Origin of the sequence: Candidatus Pantoea soli, from assembly GCF_007833795.1 — a bacterium.
GTDB lineage: Bacteria > Pseudomonadota > Gammaproteobacteria > Enterobacterales > Enterobacteriaceae > Pantoea > Pantoea soli.
The window spans coordinates 3,584,058-3,608,885 of the sequence record NZ_CP032702.1; the positions used below are offsets into that span (position 1 = coordinate 3,584,058).

Sequence of the window (24,828 nt, forward strand, 5' to 3'; positions counted from 1 at the left end):
GAAACCGTCTACTACCAGGAAGTGCTGGTAGGCCTGAGTGGACTTGAACCACCGACCTCACCCTTATCAGGGGTGCGCTCTAACCACCTGAGCTACAAGCCTGTAGAGGTTTTTCTGCTCGTTACTTTTCTATCAGACAATCTGTGTGAGCACTGCGCGGGAAGGTATCTTCAGGTAAGGAGGTGATCCAACCGCAGGTTCCCCTACGGTTACCTTGTTACGACTTCACCCCAGTCATGAATCACAAAGTGGTAAGCGCCCTCCCGAAGGTTAAGCTACCTACTTCTTTTGCAACCCACTCCCATGGTGTGACGGGCGGTGTGTACAAGGCCCGGGAACGTATTCACCGTAGCATTCTGATCTACGATTACTAGCGATTCCGACTTCATGGAGTCGAGTTGCAGACTCCAATCCGGACTACGACGCACTTTATGAGGTCCGCTTGCTCTCGCGAGGTCGCTTCTCTTTGTATGCGCCATTGTAGCACGTGTGTAGCCCTGGCCGTAAGGGCCATGATGACTTGACGTCATCCCCACCTTCCTCCGGTTTATCACCGGCAGTCTCCTTTGAGTTCCCGGCCGAGCCGCTGGCAACAAAGGATAAGGGTTGCGCTCGTTGCGGGACTTAACCCAACATTTCACAACACGAGCTGACGACAGCCATGCAGCACCTGTCTCAGAGTTCCCGAAGGCACCAAAGCATCTCTGCTAAGTTCTCTGGATGTCAAGGCCAGGTAAGGTTCTTCGCGTTGCATCGAATTAAACCACATGCTCCACCGCTTGTGCGGGCCCCCGTCAATTCATTTGAGTTTTAACCTTGCGGCCGTACTCCCCAGGCGGTCGACTTAACGCGTTAGCTCCGGAAGCCACGCCTCAAGGGCACAACCTCCAAGTCGACATCGTTTACGGCGTGGACTACCAGGGTATCTAATCCTGTTTGCTCCCCACGCTTTCGCACCTGAGCGTCAGTCTTCGTCCAGGGGGCCGCCTTCGCCACCGGTATTCCTCCAGATCTCTACGCATTTCACCGCTACACCTGGAATTCTACCCCCCTCTACGAGACTCAAGCCTGCCAGTTTCAAATGCAGTTCCCAGGTTAAGCCCGGGGATTTCACATCTGACTTAACAGACCGCCTGCGTGCGCTTTACGCCCAGTAATTCCGATTAACGCTTGCACCCTCCGTATTACCGCGGCTGCTGGCACGGAGTTAGCCGGTGCTTCTTCTGCGGGTAACGTCAATCGGCAAGGTTATTAACCTTACCGCCTTCCTCCCCGCTGAAAGTACTTTACAACCCGAAGGCCTTCTTCATACACGCGGCATGGCTGCATCAGGCTTGCGCCCATTGTGCAATATTCCCCACTGCTGCCTCCCGTAGGAGTCTGGACCGTGTCTCAGTTCCAGTGTGGCTGGTCATCCTCTCAGACCAGCTAGGGATCGTCGCCTAGGTGAGCCGTTACCCCACCTACTAGCTAATCCCATCTGGGCACATCCGATGGTGTGAGGCCCGAAGGTCCCCCACTTTGGTCTTGCGACGTTATGCGGTATTAGCTACCGTTTCCAGTAGTTATCCCCCTCCATCGGGCAGTTTCCCAGACATTACTCACCCGTCCGCCACTCGTCACCCGAAGAGCAAGCTCCTCTGTGCTACCGTCCGACTTGCATGTGTTAGGCCTGCCGCCAGCGTTCAATCTGAGCCATGATCAAACTCTTCAATTTAAAGTTTGATTTGCTGCAACGAGTGCAGCGATGCTCTGTGAATTAAACTTCGTAATGAATTACGTGTTCACTCAGCAGAGTCTTGATATTTTTTCAAGCCCGGAGGCTTGTGATATCAATCCCGTGAGTGCCCACACAGATTGTCTGATAAATTGTTAAAGAGCAGTGCCGCGATTTCTCAAGCGGCGCGGGATGCGTATATTACGCTTTCCGCTTTCTCAGTCAAGCATTTATTTTTGCTTTTCTGAAGGTTGCCTTCAAGGCTGACCTGCTGACAAAGCGCTTCGTAAGCCGTTGTGCCGTGTCAGTGGAGGCGCAGTATAGGGAATTCTTTTTGGCTGACAAGCGCTAATTGCAAATTAATTTCTGAGTGCTGTTTTTTTCTACGAAACCGGCCTAAATCGTCAGTTTTTCGAGCAGCGGGAAGCCATAACGCTGCAGAACCGGTGATAATTGCACCGCTTCTTCATTCATTGCCGTACAGAACGCGACGTTCTGACCGGAAGAAACCGCATGCGGTGCCTCATGCTCTAACAGCCACACCGTACGACGCGCAATCGCCGCACCAGAATCCACCAGCCGCGTTCCCTCGGGCAGTACTTGCTGCAGTTCATCGCGTAACAGAGGAAAGTGCGTACAGCCAAGGACAACCGTATCCGGCGGCTCTTTCATGCGCAGCCAGGGCATGACTGTGCGACGGACCTCTTCCAGCGATACCGCATCGCCATGCAGTTTGGCTTCCGCCAGCTGCACCAGTTCCGCCGACCCCAGCATTTCGATATTGCATTCACGCGCAAACTGCGCCACCAGCTGGTGTGTATAAGGACGCTTTACCGTGCCGCGGGTTGCCAGCAGGCCCACGACACCATTCCGGGTCAGACGTGCTGCTGGTTTGATGGCGGGTACCACGCCGACCACCGGGAATTCAAAGCGCTGGCGCAGCGCAGGCAAAGAAACCGTACTTGCGGAATTGCATGCGATGATCACCAGCGCCAGCGGCAGGCGCTGCGTAATGGCGTTGACGATGGCTACGACGCGCTCAACGATATACGCTTCGCTTTTTTCGCCGTAAGGAAAACCTTCATTATCGAAGGCATAAAGATAGTGCAGGTCCGGCAGCAGTTGCCGGACCTCGTCGTAAACGGAGAGCCCACCGACACCGGAATCAAACACCAGCACGGTGGGACGCAGATCAGAAGCTGTAGCTGGCGCTGAGGTAGTACTCCCTTCCTGGAGTTGGATAGCCATACGCTGTCTCGTAATCTTTATCGAACAGGTTGGCAATTCTACCACGAACGGTGAACTGTGATGTGACCGGATACGAAACTGCCAGATCCCACAAGCTGACACCGCCCAGTTTGACGCGCTGGGCAGTATAAGCGTGGTTGTAGTCCGCATCACAGCGCTCGCCGAGATAGTGATACGTCACCGACCAGTCAAAATCATACAGCGTCCAGTCGAGCTGATACTTAACCTGCTGCTTTGCACGGCGCAGCAGAGGCTGGTCAGTTTCAGCATTACGCGCGTCAACATAATCCCAGGAGAGCTGATGACTGAGCGGGCCGGTGTCAACTGAAGCCGTGGCTTCAACGCCCCTGATACGCGCCTGACTGATGTTGTAATAGATATAGGTCGCTGGATCGCTATCAATCAGGTTATCGATATCGTTGCGATACCCTGAAACACGCCAGTTAACGGGTCCGGTCAACCCGGAGAAGCCGCCTTCCCACTGCTTACTCTCTTCCGGCTTCAGATCGCTGTTACCATACGAACCGTACAGCTGGCCAAGCCGCGGCGCTTTATAAGCAGTAGCGTAGTTAGCGAAGATGCTGTACCCCTCGACGAACTCCCAGGATGCCCCACCCTGCCAGGTGCCGTGCCAGCCAAACTGGCTGTTATCATCGCCCCTTACCGCGCCTTCCAGCGTCACGCTGCCAAGCTGCTGCTGAGCGGTGGCGTAAAGACCGGTATTGCGCAGTTCGGTACTTTCGGCAACGTAAGCCGTACCAGGTGCGGTAGTTTGTTTTTGCCAGTCCACACCGGCGCTGACGGTACCCTGCGCCACCCGCAAAGTATTTCCCCATTGCAGGTTGTACTGTTTGCTGTCATCCAGCGTGGATGAAGGACCATAGCGGCCGGTGCGCGGATCGTAGTTGTAGTCCTTGCTGCGGCTGTAACTGGCAATCAGCTGCGTTGAATAGAGATCGTTGCTGTAGCGTAATCCACTGTCCCACGTCTGGCTGTAGAGCTGTCGGGTATCATTCAGGCCGTTGATATTGAAGTTCGTGTCATAGCTGTACGTGCCATCGTAAGCCGTACGGTTATCGAACCCGTAGCCGCGCACAAAGCCACTGATCTCATCAGTGAACTGATGTTCCAGCGCGCCGTAGAGCGTCTTATTCATAAAGCCATCGCGATCTTTTTGTGCCGGATCGCCATAAATATCCGGCAAATCCGCCACCACATCATAGCCGCGTGTATAGGTGTAGTTGCCTGCCACCGTCAGCTTTGTCGCGGCTCCCAGCTGCTGCTGCACTGAGCCTTCATAATTCTGATAGCCTTTCGAACCCACTCCGGCGCTCAGCGTGGCGCCTGGTTTATCGCGTCCGGTAATAATGTTGACCACGCCACCAATGGCGTCCGAGCCATAAACAGCGGAGCGTGCCCCGCGTACGTATTCGATGCGCTGTACCAGCGACAGGGGAATCTGGCTCAGATCCGACGATCCGGACACTCCCGCCTGGTTAAGCCGGATGCCATCAATCAGAATCAGCACGTGGCTGGAGTTGGTTCCGCGAATGAACAGAGAGCTTTGCTGGCCTAAGCCACCGTTCTGCGCAACGTCGACGCCCGGCAAACGCCGCATCACATCGGTCAGGCTTTTTGCCTGCCAGCGATCGATATCATCGCGCGTCACCACGGAGGTTGAAGCCAGCACCGAAGACACCGGCTGCTGAAAGCGGTTTGCAGTCACGATTTGCGTATCATCATTCTGCAGGGCGTGGCCATATTGCGCCCAGAGTGACAGCGCCGTTGCACTGAGTGCAAACAGCGGAGCATGTGTGTTTTTCATTGTTATAGCATCCAAAAGATGAAGCAGGATGCCGCAGGCCTGAGATTGATAGCACGCGATAATCTCAGCGTTTGCGACGACACACCGGCAGGTCTTCGGGCTGAGAATCATAAATGGTGAAAAACTTCCCATCCCGCAGGACAGTGTTTGTAACTCCCCTCACCACGACATTCTTTACCGCTGCGCGTCAGCTCCAGATTCGCACTGGATTCCCTTTTAACTCAAGGAGGCCGGCTGCCGCAGTCTACGTTTAAGCCGGCGGGGAATCCACACTTCCAGCTGGCTTGTGTGGTGCAGGGCTGGACATCAGCAGGTGAATGCCTACAATCGCCCGGCAAGCAGGCTTATTACCAGGATGAAAGATGACACCCGAACAGCTTCCGATTGAACAGTACGACGCGCAACTGGCGGAGAAAGCCACCCGCTTACAGGCGATGATGGCGCCCTTTGCTGCGCCAGACGTGGAGGTGTTTCGCTCCCCTGTCAGTCATTACCGCATGCGCGCCGAATTCCGGATCTGGCACGACGGTGACGATCTCTACCACATCATCTTTGATCAGCAGACGAAACAGCGAATTCGTGTCGATCGCTTTCCGGCAGCCAGCGAATTAATCAACACCCTGATGCCGAAACTGATCGATGCACTCCGCGATAATCATACGCTGCGTTTTAAACTGTTCCAGATCGACTACCTCTCTACGCTGAGTAATCAGATCGTTATTTCCCTGCTTTACCACCGCAGGCTGGAAGACGAATGGACCGCCGCTGCCAGCGCGCTGCGCGATGACCTGCAGGCGCAGGGGTTTGACGTACAGCTGATAGGCCGCGCCACGAAAACCAAAATCTGCCTTGATCGGGATTATGTGGATGAGCGCCTGCCGGTGGCGGGCAAAGAGATGATCTACCGTCAGGTGGAAAACAGTTTTACTCAGCCAAATGCGGCAATGAATATTCAGATGCTGGAGTGGGCGCTGGATGTAACCCGTCAGGCGCGCGGCGACCTGCTGGAACTTTACTGCGGTAACGGTAACTTTTCGCTGGCGCTGGCGCGTAATTTCCGCCGCGTGCTGGCAACAGAAATCGCTAAACCGTCGGTGGCCTCGGCGCAATATAACATCGCCGCAAACCACATTGATAACGTACAGATTATCCGCATGGCGGCCGAGGAGTTTACCCAGGCGATGAACGGCGTGCGCAGTTTTAACCGTTTAGAGGGTATCGATCTTAACAGCTATCAGTGCGAAACCATTTTTGTCGATCCACCGCGCAGCGGGCTGGATGCAGAGACGGTAAAAATGGTACAGGCTTATCCGCGTATCCTTTATATCTCCTGTAATCCGGAGACGCTGTGCGACAACCTGCGCACGCTCAGCGCAACCCATGAAGTGACACGACTGGCGCTGTTCGATCAGTTCCCGTACACCCACCATATGGAGTGTGGCGTGCTGCTTACGCGTAAAGCGTAAAAACAAACGGGAACCTCGCGGTTCCCGTTTTGCATTCAGTTTCTGTTTTTGGCGCGGCGGAAGCGGGTAGCAATCCAGAACACCAGCGCCACCATCAGAATGGTCGGGATAAAATTAGACCCGATATCCGGATATTCCGCGCGTACCAGCGCGCTATACACCAGAATACCCAGCAGGAAAAACGCCGCGGCCAGTGAAGGCATACCATCGGGCATGTTGCGGTTCAGATAACGCTGATGCAGGCTCCAGGCTGCCAGGCCAAGGGCAATCAGCGGAAAGATCGAAAAGGGAACAAATGTGCTGAACAGCACCGAAAAGGAGCCGTTGATCGCTAAACCGGTGATAAAAGCCAGTAACAGCGTTCCTTTATCGCGAGGGTTTTGCTCAATCATTTCATTATCCTTATTACATTACTCTTCGGGGGTTTCCAGGGTCACCGCCAGGCGTTCTTGTTCCCGGCGATACCAGTAATAAGCGCCTTTGGCGATCATCCGCAGCTGCAGCACCAGACGTTCTTCCAGTTTGCGCCGCTGCTCACTGTCCACATCCAGCGCTTCCGCACCGGCACTGAACACAATTGTGACCATTGCTTCTGCCTGCGCTTCGGTGAAGCTGCGCGGCATGCGGTTTTCCAGTTCCAGATAGTCGGCCAGTTCGGCAATAAAGTGCTGAATTTCACGCGCCACGGCCGCACGAAACGCGGCTGATGTGCCGGAGCGTTCACGCAGTAACAGCCGGAAGGCGTTCGGGTTATTCCCGATAAACTCCATAAACGTCGAGACCGAGGTTTTAATGATGCTGCCGCCTTTGGCAATACGCTGACGCGCCTGGCGCATCAGCTGGCGCAGCATCAGCCCGCTCTCGTCCACCATGGTTAAACCCAGCTCATCCACATCGCGGAAGTGCCGATAAAAGGAAGTGGGTGCAATACCGGCTTCACGTGCGACTTCACGCAGACTCAGGCTGGCAAAACTCCTTTCTGCACTTAACTGACTGAAGGCAGCCTCAATCAGCGAACGTCGTGTACGTTCCTTTTGTTGCGCTCGAACGCCCATTTTCCCAGCCTTGTGAGTGATCAGGCAGGCACTATAACAAACTTTTCAGCGTACAGTGGCGCAAACTTTGTGACCGCCTGTTAACCTCACTGATTGTCAAACTTGTGCAATTTACGCTGTTAGAATTCAGAAGTGCGCGGCGGGATGTTAGAATCTCGTTGTAAAAATGTATAGAAACATAGGACGTACTGGTATGCAAAAGTCTTACGATTACGATGCCATTGTGATTGGCTCCGGTCCGGGCGGCGAAGGTGCGGCAATGGGGCTGGTGAAGCAGGGAGCGCGCATCGCAGTGATCGAACGCTACCACAACATCGGCGGCGGTTGTACTCACTGGGGAACCATCCCTTCCAAAGCCCTGCGTCACGCTGTCAGCCGTATCATTGAATTCAACCAAAACCCTCTCTACAGCGACCACACCCGACTTCTGCGCTCCTCGTTTGCCGACATTCTTAACCACACTGAGAACGTCATCAGTCAGCAAACGGCGATGCGTCAGGGATTTTATGAGCGTAACCGCTGTGAGCTGTATCAGGGCGACGCGCATTTTGTGGATGCCAATACCATTGAGGTTGAACAGCCTGACGGCACCCGCGAACGCTTAACGGCAGGAAAATTTGTCATTGCCTGCGGCTCGCGTCCGTACCATCCGGCCGACGTCGATTTCACTCACCCGCGCATTTATGATTCCGATTCCATCCTCAACCTGCATCATGAGCCGGGTCACGTCATTATCTACGGTGCCGGTGTTATCGGCTGCGAATATGCGTCGATTTTCCGCGGCCTGAATGTGAAGGTGGATTTGATTAACACCCGCGATCGCCTGCTGGCGTTTCTCGATCAGGAGATGTCCGATTCGCTCTCTTATCACTTCTGGAACAGCGGCGTTGTCATTCGTCACAACGAAGAGTTTGAGAAGATTGAAGGCGTCAGCGACGGTGTCATCATGCACCTGAAATCCGGTAAGAAGGTGAAAGCCGACTGCCTGCTGTACGCGAACGGTCGTACCGGGAATACGGACTCCCTGGCGCTGGAAAATGTTGGCCTGGAAGCGGATGGCCGCGGCCTGCTGAAAGTTAACAGCATGTACCAGACTGCCCAGCCGCACATTTACGCCGTCGGTGATGTGATTGGTTATCCGAGCCTGGCGTCAGCCGCTTACGATCAGGGCCGGATTGCTGCACAGGCCATCATCAAAGGTGAGGCCACCGCGCATCTGATCGAGGATATCCCGACCGGGATTTACACCATTCCGGAGATCAGCTCAGTAGGGAAAACAGAGCAGCAGCTGACAGCGATGAAAGTGCCCTATGAAGTGGGCCGTGCGCAGTTTAAACACCTGGCACGCGCGCAGATTGTCGGCATGCACGTTGGCAGCCTGAAGATTCTGTTCCACCGTGAGACCAAAGAGATTCTCGGTATTCACTGCTTTGGTGAACGCGCCGCGGAGATCATTCACATCGGCCAGGCCATTATGGAGCAGAAGAACGGCGGTAACACGATTGAGTACTTCGTGAATACCACCTTCAACTACCCCACCATGGCCGAAGCCTACCGCGTGGCGGCATTAAACGGCTTAAACCGCCTGTTTTAATGAGGCGTCCAGATAACCCTGCATGTGGGTTTTGATTGCTTCTGCCAGCTGCTCATAGCGGCTGCGCAGAGGCGATCCCGGACGATACACCAGCGCAATGGTGCGCTGCGGCACCGGTTTATAACAGGGCAGATAGCACACGCCATCGCGCACGCGTTCATTCGGCACCGCCAGCGAAGGCAGCAACGTGATCCCGCTGCCTGCCGCCACCATATTGCGCAGCGTTTCCAGACTGGTGGCGCGGAAATGCGTATCTTCATCCGCGCCGGCTTCAAAGCAAAAGCCCATTGCCTGATCGCGCAGACAGTGGCCATCTTCCAGCATCAGTAACTTTTCCCCGGCCAGATCGGACATCGGCACGCGATCGCGGTCGTGCCACGGGTGATCCTGATAGATCGCCAGCTTCATCGGTTCGTCAAACAGCGGTACTTCGATAAAGGCTTCACTCTCTTTGACCAGCGCCAGGATTGCGCAGTCCAGCTTGCCGCTGTCCAGCTGCGCCAGCAGCTGCTGCGTCTGGGCTTCATGCAGGTACATTTCGAGCTTTGGAAACGTCTGATGCAGCATCGGAATGATATGCGGCAGCAGATAGGGACCGGTAGTCGGAATCAGACCAATATGCAGTGGTCCGGACATGGTTTCGCCCTGCTGGCTTGCCATCTCCTTCAGCACTTTTACTTCGCGCAGTACGGTTCGCGCCTGATCCACCAGCAGCAAGCCAGCCTGAGTAAATAACACTTTGCGGCTGGTACGCTCCAGCAGCATCACACCCAGCTCATCTTCCAGCTTGCGAATCTGTCCACTTAAGGTTGGCTGGCTGACATGGCAGGCATCAGCAGCACGACGAAAGTGGCGATGTTCCGCCAGCGAAACCAGATACTCCAGATCACGAATGTTCATTGAAATCCTCCAAACCACGATAGCCCGTGGCGATAGATAGAATAGCAACGAACGATTAGCCCTATCAAGCCGCCAGCGGGAATAATACCGGCCATCTGATTAAGACCACGGAATAATGGAGAAGCACGATGTTTGCAAGCCAGGAAGGCAATGCCGTACCGCAGGTGACCTTTCATACCCGTCAGGGCGACCGCTGGGTTGATGTTACTACTGACGACCTGTTCAGCGACAAAACGGTGATTGTATTCTCGCTGCCCGGCGCGTTCACGCCGACCTGTTCATCCAGCCACCTGCCGCGCTACAACGAACTGTTCAGCACTTTCCGGCAGCATGGCGTTGACAGCATTCTGTGCGTCTCCGTGAACGATACCTTTGTCATGAACGCGTGGAAGGCCGACCAGCGCGCGGAGCAGATCACCTTTATTCCCGATGGCAACGGCGATTTTACGCGCGGCATGAACATGCTGGTAGAGAAAGCGGAAGTGGGCTTTGGCCCGCGTTCATGGCGTTACTCAATGCTGGTGCGCAACGGCATTATCGAAAAGATGTTTGTGGAGCCGGATAAGCCTGGCGATCCGTTTGAAGTCTCTGATGCGGACACGATGCTGCGCTATCTGGCCCCGGAATTTAAGCTGCAGGAATCGGTGTCGCTGTTTACCAAACCCGGCTGTCCGTTCTGCACCAAAGCCAAACAGCTGCTGATTGATCGCAGCATTGCCTTTGAAGAAATCGTTCTGGGGCAGGATGCCACGACTGTCAGCCTGCGTGCCGTCTCCGGCCGGGCTACGGTGCCTCAGGTATTTATTGGCGGTCGCCATATCGGCGGCAGCGACGATCTGGAGCAGTACCTGCAATCTGCCTGACCGAATCACTGCGCTGGCCTGGAGTGCCAGCCCTTGATGATGTGCCTATAACAATATGACATTCTGAAGTAGAGGTTGGCGGGCTATGCGAACATAGCCCGTTTTTTTTATGCGGCGGTTCAGATTTCAACGTCATTTAGCAGCAGATACAGATCCTGCCCGGTCAGCACCAGCGATTCACCGGTAAGGCCTGCTGGCGTCAGCGCCTGCTGCAGATCGGCATCCGTGATGACCATTTCATACTGCTGCGTGGCCGGATTGATTTCAGCATCCTGAAACAGATTCATTGGCATCGTCGCCAGCAAATCATGCAAATTTAACTGCGAAGCGTCCATGGTGTTCTCCATTGTGAAAAGGCGAGCACACTGTAAGAACTCTTCGCGTCCGGCTATGCAAGAAATGTCTGTTTTAGCGGGCAGGAATTTTCCTACCCACACAAACTATTTCAGACGCTGCTTCGCTTCCTCAATGGCTAACGCTACCTGCTGCGGCGCGACGCCACCGCGCGCATTACGCTTGTCCAGGCAGGATTGCAGTGACAGAACCGGATACACATCCTCTTCAATCACCGGGCTGAACTGCTTAAGCTGCGTAAGACTCAGCGCCTCCAGCGCCACGCCCTGTTTGATGGCCTCCACCACGGTTTCACCAACGATATGGTGTGCCTCACGGAACGGAACCCCTTTTGCCACCAGATAATCGGCCAGTTCGGTGGAGTTGGCATAGCCCTGCTCGGCCGCTTCCTGGCAACGCGGGCGTTTTACCTGAATCCCTTCCAGCACCAGAACTGACATGTGCAGGCAGTCGAGCCAGGTATCCAGCGCATCAAACAGCCCTTCTTTGTCTTCCTGCATGTCTTTGTTATACGCCAGCGGCAGGCCTTTCAGCGTCATCATCATGCCGGTCAGTGCGCCCTGCACGCGGCCACATTTGCCACGAATCAGCTCCAGCGCATCCGGGTTTTTCTTCTGCGGCATCAGGGAGGAACCGGAGGTTACTTTATCCGATAACTCAATGAAGCCCGCTTCGCCGGTGTTGAAGAAAATCATGTCTTCGGCAAAGCGCGACAGGTGCACCATACCGATAGCGGCATCTGACAGCAGTTCAAGCACGTGGTCACGATCGGATACGGTATCCAGGCTGTTACGTGTGGCAGACGCAAAGCCTAACCAGCCGGCCAGCTGCTGACGATCAATGTTATAAGCCGTGCCGGCCAGCGCACCGCAACCCAGCGGGCTGACATCCAGGCGCTTCAGCGTATCCTGCAGACGGCTCTCATCCCGCGCCAGCATCTCTGTGTAAGCCAGGCACCAGTGCGCAAACGTTACCGGCTGGGCACGCTGCAGGTGCGTATAACCCGGCATCACGGCATCCTGATTCGCTTCGGCGGTGGTCACCAGCGCGGACTGCAGCGCACGGGTGGCTTCCAGCAGCAGCGCAACCTGCTCTTTACACCACAGCTTCAGGTCAGTCGCGACCTGGTCGTTACGGCTGCGCCCGGTATGCAGCTTTTTCCCCAGCGCGCCCACCTTCTCAATCAGCTTACCTTCCACCCAGCTGTGTATATCTTCCGCATCGCTCTCAAGGATCTGCTGCGGATTGGCGCGCACGTCCGCCAGCAGCGCAGTGAGCGCGGCCTCCAGCTGCTGCTGTTCATCACTGCTCAGTACGTTTACGGTGACCAGCGCTTTTGACCAGGCCACAGAACCGATGATGTCCTGCTCCGCCAGACGATAGTCAAAACGCAGCGAGTCATTAAACTGCTTAAACCGCTGATCCGCTGCCTGCGAAAAACGTCCGCCCCAAAGTGCCATCTGCTTTACTCCTGAATCGGTTAAACAAAGGGCGGCCCGAAGCCGCCCTTGCAAAATATTCTGACTGCTGCGGTTACTTCTTCTGCTCGTTAAGCGCGCGAATGCGTGAAGAGAGCGAGAACAGGCGGATAAAGCCACCTGCATGACGATGGTCATACACCTCGTCTTCGCCAAAGGTCGCGAACTCTTCTGAATAGAGGCTGTTGGCGGATTTCTTCTGGATCGCCGTGGCCTGGCCTTTATACAGCTGCAGCACCACTTCACCGTTCACCAGCTCCGCCAGCGATTCTGCTGCCGCCTGAATGGACTGGCGCAGCGGCGCAAACCAGCGACCATCGTAAACCACGTACGACATTTCCTGGCCGAGCTGTTCACGCCACTTGAAGCTGTCGCGATCCAGTACCAGCTGCTCGACCGCACGCAGCGCGTTGACCATGATGGTGCCGCCCGGGGTTTCATAGCAGCCGCGGGATTTAATCCCAACCAGCCGGTTTTCAACGATATCGATCCGGCCTACACCATGTTTTGCGCCCAGCACGTTCAGTTTTTCCAGGCACTGGAACGGGCTCAGGTGTTCACCGTTCACCGCCACGACGCGGCCTTTTTCAACGGTTACCGTCACATTTTCTGGCTGATCCGGTGCTTCCAGCGGATCCACGGTCCACACCCAGCAATCTTTGTTTGGCGCGTTCCACGGACTTTCCAGCACGCCACCTTCGGTGGAGATGTGCCAGGCGTTTTCGTCACGGCTGTAGATTTTTTCCAGCGACGCGGTGGTCGGGATGTTGCGCTCTTTCAGGTAGTCCAGCAGGGCTTCACGCGAACGCAGGTTCCACTCACGCCACGGCGCGACCACTTTCAGCTGTGGCGCCAGCGCGGTATAGGTGGTTTCAAAACGTACCTGGTCGTTGCCCTTACCGGTCGCGCCATGGCACAGCGCATCTGCACCAACCTTCAGCGCCAGCTCAACCTGCGCTTTGGCAATGATGGGACGCGCCATGGAGGTGCCCAGCAGATAAGTGCCTTCATACAGGGCACCGGTCTGCAGCACCGGGTAAACGTAATCGCTGATAAAGGCTTCACGCAGATCGACAACGTGGCACTCAGAGGCACCCGACTGCAGCGCTTTCTTCTCTACACCTTCCAGATCAGCCGGGTCCTGACCGATGTTGGCAACAAAGGCCACCACTTCACAGCCACCGTAGTTCTCTTTCAGCCATGGAATAATGGCTGAAGTATCCAGACCACCCGAGTAAGCCAGAACGATTTTTTTGATGTTTTGCGTGCTCATGTCGTAATCCTTGATTATGCGAGAATCCGGGTGCCAATCGGCACACCGTTGAAAAGGGTTGGCAGCTGCTCAGCATGACGCCAGCTGGCGATATCGACCGGGCGGCCCAGCGTGCGTGCGGCATCCAGCGCGGCGTTGACTTTCACAATCATGCCGTCGGTGATAATGCCCTGGGCGATCAGCTGTTCCGCTTTCGCCGCGGTCATCTCCGCGATGCGCTGACCTTTGCCATCCAGAATGCCGCTGACATCAGACAGCAGCACCAGATCGGCCCCGAGCGTAGCGGCCAGCGCGGTCGCCGCCTGATCGGCGTTGACGTTCATCAGCTCGCCGCTGTCGGTAATGCCGATGGAGCTGACCACCGGCATGTAGCCTGCATCCAGCAGCGTCGTCAGCAGCTGCGGGTTGCCCGGCGTGGCGTGGCCAACGTGGCCCAGTTCTTCATCTAACCGGGCAACATTCACCAGACCGGCGTCGCCCAGGCACAGGCCTACTGCGCCGATGCCATATTTTTTCGCCCAGGCCAGCAGGGTTTTATTGGCGGTGCCGGCGAGGGCACCGGTGATGATGTCGATCTGATCGGCTGGCGTAACGCGCAGGCCGTTTTTCTTTTGCACCGGCAGGGCGAGCTTTTTCATCAGCTCGTCCACCAGGCAGCCGCCGCCGTGAACAATGATCAGCGGACGCTGATAAGCATTGCGGTACGCCAGCAGCGCATCGAACAGGCGGGCCAGCGCTTCTTCGCTATCCAGCAGTACACCGCCCAGCTTAATGATCAGAGGATTGCTCATAGTCAGGTTATCCGTCCGTTAAATCAGAGACAGCGTTTCGGGGAAGCCGAAACGAATATTCAGACATTGCACCGCCTGCGAGGATGCGCCTTTCAGCAGGTTATCTTCGGCAGCAACGATAATCAGGTGTTCATCCTGCACGGCAAAACCGATATCGCAGAAAGGCAGCCCGACCACCGCTTTCAGCGCCGGGACGCCTTTGTCATACAGGCGCACCAGTGGCTTATCGTCATACGCATGATGGAAGGCCGCAGCCACATCCTGCTGACTGACGCCGGCTTTCAGACGGCAGGTAATGGTTTCCAGAATGCCACGCGGGAAATTCCCCAGATGCGGCGTAAAAATCACCGGCGTACCGAGGTGCGCCACAATTTCCGGATGGTGGCGATGGTTGAAAATGCCGTACGGCTGCAGGCTGACTTCGCAGAAACTGGTGGTAACGCTGGCTTTGCGACCGGCACCGCTCACGCCGCTGGTGGCGTTGATGACCGGCCACTGCGCAGCGTCAAGCAGACCGGCTTCCAGCAGCGGCCGCAGCGCCAGCTGCGCGGCAGTGGGATAGCAACCGGGCACCGCCACCAGACGCGCGTCTTTAAGTTTGTCGTGATTCCATTCGGCCAGGCCGTAGACCGCCTCATCCCGCCACGCCTGATGCTGATGGCTGAAACCGTAATAGCGGGTATAGAAATCGTCATCGTTGACGCGGAACGCACCGGAGAGATCGAACACCACGCAGCCGGCCTGCAGGAACTGCGGTGCCAGATCGTGACTGACCTCATGCGCTGTCGCCAGGAATACCACATCAACCTTGTCCGCCCATGCCGCGACATCAGTCAGCGGCTGCAGCGGCAAATCGATCATGCCTTTCAGCTGTGGATGCAGGTCGGAGAGCAATTTTCCGGCGTCCGGGCTTTGCGCTGAAACCGCTAAAGCGGTTATGTTCATATGCGGATGGCGATTCAGGTAGGTGGCAAGCTCTACGCCAGCATATCCACTGGCACCAACGATCAGCGTATTCAACATCAGGCTGTATACCTTATTACAGTCACACGTATCGGGTCGCGGCCTTGCCCCGTTGCCCACGATGCCGTTTGCACACTTTTTCAGTTCCCATGCAGACGACGTTAATGTATTTTTATTCACTATTAATGCATGAATATTGATACATCCTAACCCAAGGACCGTCAACAGTGAAGACAAAAATTCCACCTTTTCTCGAACTCTACCGCCAGCTGATTGCCACGCCGTCAATCAGCGCTACCGACAGCGCGCTGGATCAGAGCAATGAAACTTTAATCAGTTTGCTTGCCGGCTGGTTCCGCGATCTTGGCTTCAGTGTGGAAGTACAGCCCGTACCGGGAACGCGGCATAAATTCAATATGCTGGCGCGCACGGGCAACGGAGCCGGTGGCTTGCTGCTGGCGGGCCATACCGATACGGTGCCCTATGATGACGGACGCTGGACGCGCGATCCTTTTACCCTGACCGAGCATGACAACAAGCTCTACGGGCTGGGCACCGCCGATATGAAAGGGTTCTTTGCCTTTATTCTTGATGCACTCCGTGACATTGACGTGACGACGCTGAGCAAACCGCTCTATATCCTCGCCACCGCGGATGAAGAGACCACCATGGCCGGGGCGAAATATTTTGCCGAATCAACGCAGCTGCGCCCGGATTGCGCCATCATCGGCGAGCCGACATCGCTGAAACCGGTGCGCGCGCACAAAGGCCACCTGTCCCATGCCATTCGCGTTCAGGGGCAGTCAGGCCACTCCAGCGATCCGGCTCGCGGCGTCAACGCCATTGAACTGATGCACGAGTCCATCACCCAGCTGATGCAGCTGCGCAATACGCTGAAGGCGCGCTACAACCATGACGGCTTCGCCATCCCCTATCCGACCATGAACTTTGGTCATATTCACGGGGGCGATGCCGCCAATCGCATCTGCGCCTGCTGTGAGCTGCATATGGATATCCGTCCGCTGCCGGGATTAACCCTCAGCGATCTGGATGGCCTGCTGAATGAAGCGCTGGCTCCGGTCAGTGCACGCTGGCCCGGCCGCCTGACCGTCAGCGAACTGCACCCGCCGATTCCCGGCTATGAGTGCCCGCCTGACCATGAACTGGTAAAAGTGGTGGAGAAATTACTGGGCGTGCCTACCGGGGTGGTGAACTACTGCACTGAAGCACCGTTTATCCAGCAGTTGTGTCCGACGCTGGTGTTAGGCCCGGGTTCTATCGATCAGGCGCATCAGCCGGATGAATTTATTGATACCGCATTTATCAAGCCGACTCATGCGCTTATCACTCAGGTTGTGCAGCATTTTTGCCACTGATAAACAACAGATGGGGCATTTCACTGTTAAATCAGCAAAATGCCCCGTCATTGTTCGGGATTTCATAATAAGAATAACTTATCCCGCTTCCTCTCCGTTAAATTCTTTGCATTTCCGACATTTAGCAAGCGCTTAGTGACGGTTTAAGTCAATTGACGAACTGCACGAACCGTGGCTAGATAAAAGACGATGTTATGCCCGCTGGGTGTAAGAACTGAAAAAGACGATAAGGGTGTCAGGGTCACATGAACGAACAATATTCCGCAATGCGAAGTAATGTCAGTATGCTCGGCAAACTGCTCGGGGATACGATAAAGGATGCACTGGGAGAGAACATCCTCGATCGGGTGGAAACCATCCGCAAACTCTCTAAGTCATCCCGTGCAGGCAATGACACTCATCGTAAGGAACTGCTCTCCACGCTGCAAAACCTCTCCAATGACGAGTTGCTGCCTGTCGCGCGGGCGTTCAGCCAGTTCCTGAATCTGACCAACGTGGCAGAACAGTATCAGACCATTTCCCGCAGCGGCGAAGGGGCTAATCACCCGGAGCTGCTGAAAAAGACGTTTGACCGCCTGAAGCAGCAGCGTGACATCAGCGAACCCGCCATTCGACAGGCGATTGAAGAGCTGTCCCTGGAGCTGGTGCTGACGGCTCACCCGACCGAGATAACCCGCCGCACGCTGATCCACAAATTAGGTGAAGTGAACAGCTGTCTGAAGCAGCTCGACCACAGCGATATCTCCGATTACGAGCGCAACCAGGTTATGCGCCGTCTGCGTCAGCTGGTGGCGCAGGCGTGGCACACGGATGAGATTCGTAAGTACCGGCCCACGCCGGTGGATGAGGCCAAATGGGGCTTTGCCGTGGTGGAAAACAGCCTGTGGGAAGGGGTTCCGGCGTTTCTGCGCGAGCTAAACCAGCAGGTTGAAGAGACCTTCGGCATTCAGCTGCCGGTTGATTTTGTGCCGGTGCGCTTCACCTCGTGGATGGGCGGCGACCGCGACGGCAATCCAAACGTGACCGCGCCGATTACCCGCCACGTCATGCAGCTGAGCCGCTGGAAAGCAGCCGATCTGTTCCTGCGCGACATCGGTGTACTGGTGTCAGAGCTGTCGATGTCTGAATGCAGCGACGAAGTGCGCGAACTGTGCGGCGATCCGGAGGCGATTGAACCCTATCGTGTGATCCTCAAACGTCTGCGCAGTCAGCTGACCAACACCCAGACCTACCTGGAGCGTCGCCTGAAAGGCGAGCGCCTGCCGCGCCCGGCCGATCTGCTGGTATCAAACGATCAGCTATGGCAGCCGCTGTTCGCTATTTATCAGTCGCTGCAGCAGTGCGGCATGGGCATCATTGCCAATGGCCAGCTGCTGGACACGCTGCGCCGCGTGAAATGCTTTGGCGTACCGCTGGTGCGCATTGATATCCGCCAGGAGAGCACCCGTCATACTGAGGCAATTGCAGAAGTGACGCGCTACCTCGGCCTGGGCGATTACGAAAGCTGGTCAGAAGCCGATAAGCAGGCCTTCCTGATCCGCGAACTGAACTCCAAGCGTCCGCTGCTGCCGCGTCAGTGGGAGCCGGGCGAGAACACGCGTGAAGTGCTGGAAACCTGTAAAGTGGCGGCAGAAGCGCCGCAGGGATCGATCGCCGCCTACGTGATCTCTATGGCAAAAACGCCATCCGATGTGCTGGCCGTGCATTTACTGCTGAAAGAAGCCGGTATTCCTTATGCCATGCCGGTGGCCCCGCTGTTCGAAACGCTGGACGACCTGAACAACGCCAATGACGTGATGAGCCAGCTGCTGAACATTGACTGGTATCGCGGCGTCATTAACGGCAAGCAGATGGTGATGATTGGCTACTCTGACTCGGCAAAAGATGCCGGGGTGATGGCCGCCAGCTGGGCGCAATACCAGGCACAGGATGCATTGATCAAAACCTGTGAAAAAGCCGGCATAACCCTGACGCTGTTCCACGGCCGCGGCGGTTCGATTGGTCGTGGCGGTGCGCCGGCCCACGCCGCGCTGCTCTCTCAGCCGCCGGGCAGCCTGAAAGGCGGCCTGCGCGTGACCGAGCAGGGTGAAATGATCCGCTTTAAATATGGCCTGCCGGAAGTCACCATCGCCAGCCTGTCGCTCTATACCGGCGCGATTCTGGAAGCCAACCTGCTGCCGCCGCCAGAGCCCCGCCGCGAATGGCAGGCGATCATGAACGAGCTTTCCGCTTACTCCTGTGCCATGTATCGCGGCTACGTGCGCGAAAACCCGGACTTTGTCCCCTATTTCCGTTCGGCTACGCCGGAACAGGAGCTGGGCAAACTGCCGCTGGGTTCACGTCCGGCCAAACGTCGTCCGACCGGCGGCGTTGAGTCGCTGCGCGCCATTCCGTGGATCTTTGCCTGGACGCAGAACCGCCTGATGCTGCCTGCCTGGCTGGGTGCCGGTGCGGCGCTGCAGAAAGCCATGGACGAAGGCCATCAGGATCAGCTGGAGACCATGTGCAGCGAATGGCCGTTCTTCGCCACGCGTCTTGGCATGCTGGAGATGGTGTTTGCAAAAGCGGACCTGTGGCTGGCGGAATACTACGATCAGCGTCTGGTGGATAAATCGCTGTGGCCGCTGGGTAAACAGCTGCGCGATCAGCTCAGCGCAGATATTAAAGCAGTGCTGACGATCGCCAACGACGCGCACCTGATGGCCGACCAGCCCTGGATCGCCGAGTCCATCGCGCTGCGTAACGTGTATACCGACCCGCTCAACGTGCTGCAGGCCGAACTGCTGCACCGTGCACGCGCCCAGGAAGCGCGCGGTGACGAAGCCGATCCGCGCGTTGAACAGGCGCTGATGGTGACCATTGCCGGCGTCGCAGCCGGCATGCGTAACACCGGCTAACGCATCGCTGCCGCCGTACTTAACAGCCAGCCCGATCGCGGGGCTGGCTTTTTTATTGCGGCTGCCGCGCGACTTTCGGCGTGAATGCCGCGCAATGGATTTTCCAGATAACGCCCTGCGCAAACGGATAATTAAAGACGGTGAGCGCCAGCGCCTCAACAATGATGACGCTGATGGCCGCACCGTAGAGCCCCCACTGCCAGCACAGCACCACATTTAATGGCAGGCTGAGCGCCACCAGCAGCAGGGTTTTGATCGTCAGGTAGCGATACCCCGACAGCCGGACGATATAGCGATTGGGAATGGGGCCCGCGGCGGAAAACACCGCGGCTACCGTTAACAGCATCAGTACCGGCCAGGCTGCCAGATAGTCGTCGCCATACAACAGGCGGAGGAAGGCATAACCGCCCAGCGCAAAACTCACCACAAAAAACAGCGAAATCAGCAGAATGAGGCGGTGTAACTGTGCAGCCTGTCGGGCGGCCAGCAGGTCATCTTTGCATCTGAAGATAGCGGTAAAAGAAGAGGTGATAACCGCCGCCGTAATCACCGTCCAGCTGCTGGCCAGCGTGCTGGCGGCTGAAAAAAGCCCGACGGCGCTGCTGCCAGCCAGCCAGGCCAGCGTCAGCTGCGAAACCCGGCTGTACAGCGCCACCGACAGGCTGGCTAACACCAGCGAGAAGCCTGCGCGTAACAGATAACGCCGGTAGCGCTGCATCGCGCGCAACGTAAGCGGGCAGGCATACACCTGGCGACTGGCGCGGTGCCGCACGATCAGCGGTAACAGCGTGGTGACAACAATCGGCACACTGAGCCAGACCGGTGCCAGCTGCAGCCAGACCACGACATAGCGCAGCAGAAAACCCAGCAGTAATCCAAGGCTGTTCACCAGCGCATTGTATCTGGACTGCAGGCGGGCATTGTAATACACCACATACACATCCAGCGTGCTGAATAAGGTGGCAACAAACACCGCCAGAAAAAAGGCAAACGCCTGCCGGTCTGCCTGAAAATATTGCCACAGCAGCAGGGGCGCAGACAGCAGCAGGTAAATCAGCAGGCGCTGCATCAGCGTCGCCTGAATCAGTTTCATGCCAGAGCGCGGATGACGGGTGATACGTTTAAATATCACGTTATCGCTGCCCATCTGCGCCGCCACCTGGATAATCTGGAACAGCGCGATCGCCAGCGCCAGCTGGCCAAACAGCGCGACGCCAATATAACGGGCGACAAATGATGTAATAAAAATCAGGCCGAGCAACGTGATGAGCTTCTCGGCGATCATCCAGAGTGAATTGCGTAGTTTATCGCTGCGAAAGAACGTAGTGAGTTTCACATGACTATCCTGCCGGTGACGGGGCAGCAATAGTAAGGAGGCGCGCTCAGCGCCCACACGAGACGGGTCTGGAATTTATCAGGTGACAATAGCGGAGGGACGCGCATCGTGCGCGGGAACGCCCTGTTCCCGCGTTGACGCCGGCTTCAGGCCGCCGCAGCGGGCCGCACGCCCAGCGTATGGCAGATGGCGTAGCTGAGCTCGGCGCGATTCAGGGTATAGAAGTGGAAATCTTTCACCCCCTCCCGCGACAGAATTTTCACCATATCCATGGCGATGCTGGCCCCCACCATCTTACGCGTTTCCGGATCGTCATCCAGCCCGGCAAACATGGCGTTCATCCAGCCCGGTACCCTGACGTTAGTCAGACCGGCGAAGCGCTGCAGCTGTCTGAAGTTGGAGACCGGCAGAATACCGGGCACGATTTCAACGTCGATGCCGGTGGCCACACAGCGATCGCGAAAACGCAGATAGCTCTCCACATCGAAGAAAAACTGGGTAATGGCACGGCTGGCACCGGCATCAATTTTGCGCTTCAGGTTGATCAGATCGGCCTGCGCGCTTTTGGCTTCCGGATGCACTTCCGGATACGCCGCCACTGAGACATCAAAATCGCCGACCTCTTTCAGCAGCGCCACCAGATCGGCACCGTACATCTCCGGCTTGCCGCTGCCCGGTGGCAGATCGCCGCGCAGCGCCACGATATGACGAATGCCGTTGTTCCAGTAATCACGGGCAATGGCGCGCAGCTCGTCGCGCGTGGCGTCGATGCAGGTCAGATGCGGTGCGGCTTCAAGCCCGGTGCGATCTTTGATGCCCTTAATGATGCTGTGGGTGCGGTCACGCTCACCGGAGTTTGCGCCATAGGTGACCGAGACAAATTTCGGTTTCAGGCTGCTGAGGCGGTCAATTGAGCTCCACAGGGTCTCTTCCATTTCACTGGTGCGCGGCGGGAAAAACTCAAAAGAGACATTGATACGCCCGTTCAGCTCAGCCAGGCTCTGATTCAGCGCTTCACGCTGATTGGCATGAAAGAAACTCATTCTGCTACCTCATTAACACCCATCGGTTATTTTGCCGCCCGCGAACATCCATACGTTTAGACGTCCAGATGCACAACATGAACGATGTTCATGTTTTCGTCAACAGAAAATTAGCGGACAGGCGCGACAAATCGTTACGCTGTGAGGCAGCGCAAGCGGGCGGCGTAAAAGGGGGAGCACGCAGACGGCGATAACCGTCTGCGTCGGGCAGTGATTACAGCAGTTGGGCAAGCCGGTTGATGTCAGATTGCAGCGCGCCCGCCGTCACATCGCGGCCGGCGCCCGGCCCACGGATCACCAGCGGGTTATCGCGATACCAGCGGCTTTCAATGGCGAACACGTTATCACAGGGCAGCAGCGCCGCCAGCGGGTGTTCCGGGCGCACCGCTTCCACGCCAACGCGCGCTTTGCCATTGGCATCGAAACGCGCGACATAGCGCAGCACCAGGCCCATCTCCTGCGCCGCTTCAAAACGCTGCAGCATCTGCTCATTGAGTTCATCAGCGTTTTCAAAGAAGTGATCAATCGATTCACTGGCGCAGCGTGACGGCACCAGCGACTCCACGCGCACCTGATCCGGCTCAATGTCATAGCCCGCTTCACGCGCCAGAATCACCAGCTTACGCATCACATCCTGACCGGAAAGATCAACGCGCGGATCGGGTTCGGTTAAGCCCTGCTGCCACGCCTGATCCACCAGCTCGCTGAACGGCACGGTGCCGTCAAACTGCAGGAACAGCCACGACAGCGTACCGGAGAAGATGCCGCTGATAGCCAGAATGCTGTCGCCGCTTTCCCGCAGATCGCGCACCGTGTGGTTCACCGGCAAGCCTGCGCCGACCGTGGCGTTGTACAGCCAGTGCCGGCCGGTTTTGGCAAAAGCATCGCGTACCTGACGCCAGGTCTGGCTGCTGGCTGCCCCGGCGACCTTGTTGGCGCTGATAACGTGAAACCCGTGGCTGGCAAAATCGAGATACTGCTGCGCCAGCGATGCGCTGGCCGTGACGTCGAGCACGACCAAATCGTCAAACGGATGCGCGCGCATCCACAGGAACAGCGACTCTTCATCGCGCTCGCTGGCCTCATCATCAAAGAACGCCAGCGCCCGGCTGGCATCCAGCCCGTCGTAGCTCAGCAGGCTGCGGCGGCTGTCCGCCACGCCTGCCAGCACAAATTCAAATCCGGTACGCGCCGAAAGCGTTTCCTGCTCACGCGCGAACAGCTCCAGCCAGCGTGACCCGATGTTGCCTTTACCAAACAGCATCAGACCGATGCGCTTTTCAGCCCGGAACAGCGACTGATGCAGCCCCTGAATCAGATGCTGCGTCGGGCCGACGCGCAGTACTGCCACCAGGCTGATGTGATCTTCCGACTGCCAGACAAACTCAACCGGCTGGTCCTTGATCTGCTGCCAGAAACGGTGGCTGTGCAGCGGATTACGCGTCACGCCGGCACCCACCAGCGCAACCAGCGCCAGACCATCGCGCAGCTGAATATGGCCCGGCAGCGCGGCATCCTGCAGCAGATTAAAGGCGCTGTTAACCACTTCGGAGGTGTAACAGAGCTGCAGCAGCCGGCGATCCGGATGAATGCCCATCGCCAGCGGGCGCAGCTGCGCACGCTTCAGCAACAGGTCGATCTCTTTCTGCTGCGTAGCGAAATCATGGCTGCCGGGAATTTCAATCTCTACCAGACAAACATCGTCATGGCTGGTGACGATGCGGGCACCGGTGCCGGAAGCCAGCACGCGCTCAATTCGCGTGGAACCCTGCTCCGGCTGATAGCTGCAGCGCAGCTGAAGATCGATATCGCTGTTGGAAACCGGCTGCAGCGTGCGGGTGTGCAGTACCGGGGCCGCCAGCCGTGCCAGTTCACTGGCTTCATCCAGTCGCAGCAGCGGCAGCAGGCAGGCATCCGGCACTTTACGTGGATCGGCGCTGTAGACGCCGGCGACATCGCTCCAGATGGTGACGCGCCCTGCGCCGGCCAGCGCACCAATCTGCGTGGCAGAGTAGTCAGAGCCGTTGCGCCCCAGCAGGACGGTTTCGCCCGCTTCACTGCGGCTGATAAAGCCGGTCACTACCAGCCGTTTATGCGGATGCTGGGCCAGCAATGCCTGCAGCAGCGGCCAGGATTTCCCTTCATCCACCTGCGGCTGCGCTGCGCGCTCAGCGCGCAGGAAATCACGCGCATCCAGCCACGCCGCTTCCATATCGCGCTGATTCAGCACCGCAGCCATCAGGCGCGCAGACCAGATCTCGCCGTGCCCGACCACTTCAGCGTAGACCGCGTCGGTGATGGTGCCGTCGAGCAGCCCCGCCAGCCGTTCAAGATCGCGGATAAACGCCGCCGTCAGGGTTTCAGCAAAGTCAGCAGGCAGCAGCGCGGCAATCAGCTCGCTGTGATAACGCCGTAACGCCTGTTGCACCTGATGGGCCGATAAGCGATCGCTCTGGCTTAATTTAAGCCAGCTGATCAGCTGATTCGTGGTGCTGCCTGCCGCAGACACCACCATTAAGTCGCCCGGCTGGCTGTAATCCGCCATGATACCGGCCACGCGCTGATAACAGCGTGCGTCCGCCAGGCTACTGCCGCCAAATTTATGCAACTGCTTCGTCGGCGTTCCCGCGCCTGCTGAAATGCTCATGC

General features: G+C 57.0%; 18 protein-coding genes, 1 tRNA gene, 1 rRNA gene and 1 riboswitch. Of the genes, 5 read left to right on the forward strand and 15 right to left on the reverse strand.

Features of this window, described 5'->3' with window-relative positions:
* Nucleotides 1–25: 25 nt before the first annotated feature.
* The 4 genes from D8B20_RS16625 to btuB form a co-directional block, all read right to left on the reverse strand.
* Nucleotides 26–102, reverse strand: a tRNA-Ile gene (locus D8B20_RS16625).
* Between the two features lie 73 nt (nucleotides 103–175).
* Nucleotides 176–1,717: ribosomal RNA gene (locus D8B20_RS16630) — 16S ribosomal RNA — on the reverse strand.
* Between the two features lie 396 nt (nucleotides 1,718–2,113).
* Nucleotides 2,114–2,965, reverse strand: a complete 852-nt coding sequence (murI, locus tag D8B20_RS16635; protein ID WP_145890034.1) for a glutamate racemase — start codon at nucleotides 2,963–2,965, stop codon at nucleotides 2,114–2,116.
* Nucleotides 2,910–4,790, reverse strand: a complete 1,881-nt coding sequence (gene btuB / locus D8B20_RS16640; protein ID WP_145890036.1) for a TonB-dependent vitamin B12 receptor BtuB — start codon at nucleotides 4,788–4,790, stop codon at nucleotides 2,910–2,912. Before btuB ends, murI begins: the two co-directional genes overlap by 56 nt.
* A gap of 68 nt (nucleotides 4,791–4,858) precedes the next feature.
* A riboswitch (cobalamin riboswitch) is annotated at nucleotides 4,859–5,040 on the reverse strand.
* A gap of 112 nt (nucleotides 5,041–5,152) precedes the next feature.
* Between btuB and trmA the strand changes: the two genes are divergently transcribed.
* Nucleotides 5,153–6,256, forward strand: coding sequence for a tRNA (uridine(54)-C5)-methyltransferase TrmA (gene trmA, locus D8B20_RS16645; RefSeq protein ID WP_145890037.1), 1,104 nt, complete (start codon nucleotides 5,153–5,155; stop codon nucleotides 6,254–6,256).
* A 35-nt stretch (nucleotides 6,257–6,291) separates the two neighbouring features.
* Here the strand turns inward: trmA and D8B20_RS16650 are convergent, their stop codons facing one another.
* Nucleotides 6,292–6,648: a YijD family membrane protein gene (locus D8B20_RS16650; RefSeq protein WP_145890039.1), complete on the reverse strand. Its 357-nt coding sequence runs from the start codon at nucleotides 6,646–6,648 to the stop codon at nucleotides 6,292–6,294.
* An 18-nt stretch (nucleotides 6,649–6,666) separates the two neighbouring features.
* Nucleotides 6,667–7,311 carry an HTH-type transcriptional repressor FabR gene (fabR, locus tag D8B20_RS16655; RefSeq protein ID WP_145890041.1) on the reverse strand — a complete coding sequence of 215 codons (645 nt, stop codon included), beginning with the start codon at nucleotides 7,309–7,311 and terminating at the stop codon, nucleotides 6,667–6,669.
* Between the two features lie 193 nt (nucleotides 7,312–7,504).
* Between fabR and sthA the strand changes: the two genes are divergently transcribed.
* Nucleotides 7,505–8,905 carry a Si-specific NAD(P)(+) transhydrogenase gene (gene sthA / locus D8B20_RS16660; RefSeq protein ID WP_145890043.1) on the forward strand — a complete coding sequence of 467 codons (1,401 nt, stop codon included), beginning with the start codon at nucleotides 7,505–7,507 and terminating at the stop codon, nucleotides 8,903–8,905.
* Here sthA and oxyR read toward each other — a convergent pair.
* On the reverse strand, nucleotides 8,888–9,805 hold the full coding sequence (gene oxyR / locus D8B20_RS16665) for a DNA-binding transcriptional regulator OxyR (RefSeq protein ID WP_145890045.1): 918 nt from the start codon (nucleotides 9,803–9,805) through the stop codon (nucleotides 8,888–8,890). The two genes, sthA and oxyR, sit on opposite strands and share 18 nt — an antisense overlap.
* A gap of 128 nt (nucleotides 9,806–9,933) precedes the next feature.
* Here oxyR and D8B20_RS16670 point away from each other — a divergent pair, with 128 nt between their 5' ends.
* Nucleotides 9,934–10,668 carry a glutathione peroxidase gene (locus D8B20_RS16670; protein ID WP_145890047.1) on the forward strand — a complete coding sequence of 245 codons (735 nt, stop codon included), beginning with the start codon at nucleotides 9,934–9,936 and terminating at the stop codon, nucleotides 10,666–10,668.
* Nucleotides 10,669–10,787: 119 nt separating this feature from the next.
* On the opposite strand, the gene D8B20_RS16675 is transcribed toward D8B20_RS16670, so the two are convergent.
* The 5 genes from D8B20_RS16675 to argC all read right to left on the reverse strand — a co-directional run bounded on the left by D8B20_RS16675 (nucleotide 10,788) and on the right by argC (nucleotide 15,587).
* Nucleotides 10,788–11,003 carry a hypothetical protein gene (locus D8B20_RS16675; RefSeq protein WP_145890049.1) on the reverse strand — a complete coding sequence of 72 codons (216 nt, stop codon included), beginning with the start codon at nucleotides 11,001–11,003 and terminating at the stop codon, nucleotides 10,788–10,790.
* 105 nt (nucleotides 11,004–11,108) lie between these two features.
* Nucleotides 11,109–12,482: an argininosuccinate lyase gene (argH, locus tag D8B20_RS16680; protein WP_145890050.1), complete on the reverse strand. Its 1,374-nt coding sequence runs from the start codon at nucleotides 12,480–12,482 to the stop codon at nucleotides 11,109–11,111.
* Between the two features lie 73 nt (nucleotides 12,483–12,555).
* A complete protein-coding gene (locus D8B20_RS16685; RefSeq protein WP_145890052.1) occupies nucleotides 12,556–13,773 on the reverse strand; it encodes an argininosuccinate synthase in 1,218 nt (405 codons plus the stop codon).
* 14 nt (nucleotides 13,774–13,787) lie between these two features.
* Nucleotides 13,788–14,564, reverse strand: coding sequence for an acetylglutamate kinase (gene argB, locus D8B20_RS16690; protein ID WP_145890054.1), 777 nt, complete (start codon nucleotides 14,562–14,564; stop codon nucleotides 13,788–13,790).
* 18 nt (nucleotides 14,565–14,582) lie between these two features.
* The gene (gene argC, locus D8B20_RS16695) at nucleotides 14,583–15,587 is read right to left on the reverse strand and encodes an N-acetyl-gamma-glutamyl-phosphate reductase (protein WP_145890056.1); all 1,005 of its coding nucleotides are present in this window, start codon (nucleotides 15,585–15,587) and stop codon (nucleotides 14,583–14,585) included.
* 167 nt (nucleotides 15,588–15,754) lie between these two features.
* On the opposite strand from argC, the gene argE reads away from it, so the two are divergent.
* Both argE and ppc read left to right on the forward strand, forming a co-directional pair.
* Nucleotides 15,755–16,903 (forward strand): acetylornithine deacetylase, encoded by a 1,149-nt coding sequence (gene argE, locus D8B20_RS16700; protein ID WP_145890058.1) that lies wholly within the window; start codon nucleotides 15,755–15,757, stop codon nucleotides 16,901–16,903.
* Nucleotides 16,904–17,148: 245 nt separating this feature from the next.
* Nucleotides 17,149–19,800 (forward strand): phosphoenolpyruvate carboxylase, encoded by a 2,652-nt coding sequence (ppc, locus tag D8B20_RS16705; protein ID WP_145890060.1) that lies wholly within the window; start codon nucleotides 17,149–17,151, stop codon nucleotides 19,798–19,800.
* 52 nt (nucleotides 19,801–19,852) lie between these two features.
* Here the strand turns inward: ppc and D8B20_RS16710 are convergent, their stop codons facing one another.
* From D8B20_RS16710 to D8B20_RS16720, 3 genes are all read right to left on the reverse strand, one after another.
* The gene (locus D8B20_RS16710; protein ID WP_145890062.1) at nucleotides 19,853–21,136 is read right to left on the reverse strand and encodes an oligosaccharide flippase family protein; all 1,284 of its coding nucleotides are present in this window, start codon (nucleotides 21,134–21,136) and stop codon (nucleotides 19,853–19,855) included.
* A gap of 146 nt (nucleotides 21,137–21,282) precedes the next feature.
* The gene (metF, locus tag D8B20_RS16715) at nucleotides 21,283–22,179 is read right to left on the reverse strand and encodes a methylenetetrahydrofolate reductase (protein WP_145890064.1); all 897 of its coding nucleotides are present in this window, start codon (nucleotides 22,177–22,179) and stop codon (nucleotides 21,283–21,285) included.
* Between the two features lie 214 nt (nucleotides 22,180–22,393).
* Entirely contained in the window at nucleotides 22,394–24,826 is a 2,433-nt protein-coding gene (locus D8B20_RS16720; RefSeq protein ID WP_145890066.1) for a bifunctional aspartate kinase/homoserine dehydrogenase II, read from the reverse strand.
* Nucleotides 24,827–24,828: the final 2 nt, after the last annotated feature.